General features: G+C 55.5%; 1 protein-coding gene. It reads left to right on the top strand.

Annotated features, from left to right (window positions below; genetic code table 11):
* The first annotated feature begins 64 nt into the window (after nt 1-64).
* Nucleotides 65-1,227, top strand: a protein-coding gene (locus tag AC6CIA_RS26325; protein ID WP_498316071.1) for an IS3 family transposase whose coding sequence is annotated in 2 segments (ribosomal slippage) — nt 65-320 and nt 320-1,227 — 1,164 coding nt in all. Because the reading frame shifts where the segments join, the coding sequence is not laid out codon by codon here.
* The last annotated feature ends 8 nt before the right edge of the window (nt 1,228-1,235 follow it).

Here is a 1,235-nt window from a genome sequence, read left to right as displayed (position 1 = left end):
TGTAGTGGTCTAATGAAACCGGACACCCACTTAGGCGAGAATGCTCGCCAGATCGAGGTGTCAGATGACCAAACAACGCCGCTCCTTTACTCCTGAATTCAAGCGCGAGGCTGCCGACCTTGTGCTCAAACAAAACTACAGCTACATCGAAGCCAGCCGTTCACTCGGCATTGGTGAGTCGGCATTGCGCCGCTGGGTTGACCAGATTCAGAAAGAACATAAAGGCGTCACCCCGCAGAGCAAGGCACTGACTCCGGAACAGCAAAAAATTCAGGAGCTGGAAGCCCGGATTGCTCGGCTTGAGCGAGAGAAATCAATACTAAAAAAGGCTACCGCGCTCTTGATGTCGGAAGATCACGAGCGTTCGCGCTGATTGACCAGTTGAGCGCCCATGAGCCGGTTGATTGGCTGTGCAAGGTGCTTGACGTCACTCGCTCGTGTTACTACGCCCAGCGCCTGCGGCGCCGCACGCCCGATGTTGAACGGCTTCGATTGCGTAGTCGCGTCAGTGAGCTGTTCTCGCAAAGTCGCAGTTCTGCGGGCAGTCGCAGCATCCTGTCGCTGATGCGTGAAGACGGTGAGCAACTCGGTCGATTCAAAGTGCGTAGCTTGATGCGCGAGCTTGATTTAGTCAGCAAACAACCCGGCTCCCATGCCTACAAACGAGCAACAGTAGAAAGACTGGATATCCCGAACACATTGAACCGCGAGTTCGACGTGCCAGCGCCCAATCAAGTCTGGTGCGGCGATATCACCTACATTTGGGCGCAAGGAAAGTGGCATTACCTGGCTGTCGTCCTGGATCTTTGTACGCGTCGGATCGTGGGCTGGGCGCTGTCGGAAAAGCCAGACGCTGGGCTGGTGATCAAAGCGCTGGATATGGCTTACGAGCAGCGTGGCAGTCCTTCGGATCTGCTATTCCACTCGGACCAGGGATCGCAATATGCAAGCCGACTCTTTCGCCAGCGGTTGTGGCGATACCGCATGCGCCAGAGCATGAGTCGACGAGGAAACTGCTGGGATAACGCACCGATGGAGCGCGTCTTCCGCAGCTTGAAAACAGAATGGATACCGACCGTGGGCTATCGAACTGCGCAGGAAGCACAGCGCGATATCAGCCATTTTTTGATGCATCGCTACAACTGGATTCGGCCTCATCAGTTCAACGATGGGTTGGCGCCAGCGCGGGCCGAGGAAAAACTTAACGTCGTGTCCGGGATTAGTTGACCACTACA

The organism is Pseudomonas sp. GQ91, from assembly GCF_059758795.1.
The sequence above is the reverse complement of the archived record's forward strand: the minus strand, read 5'-3'. Positions and strand labels throughout refer to the sequence as shown.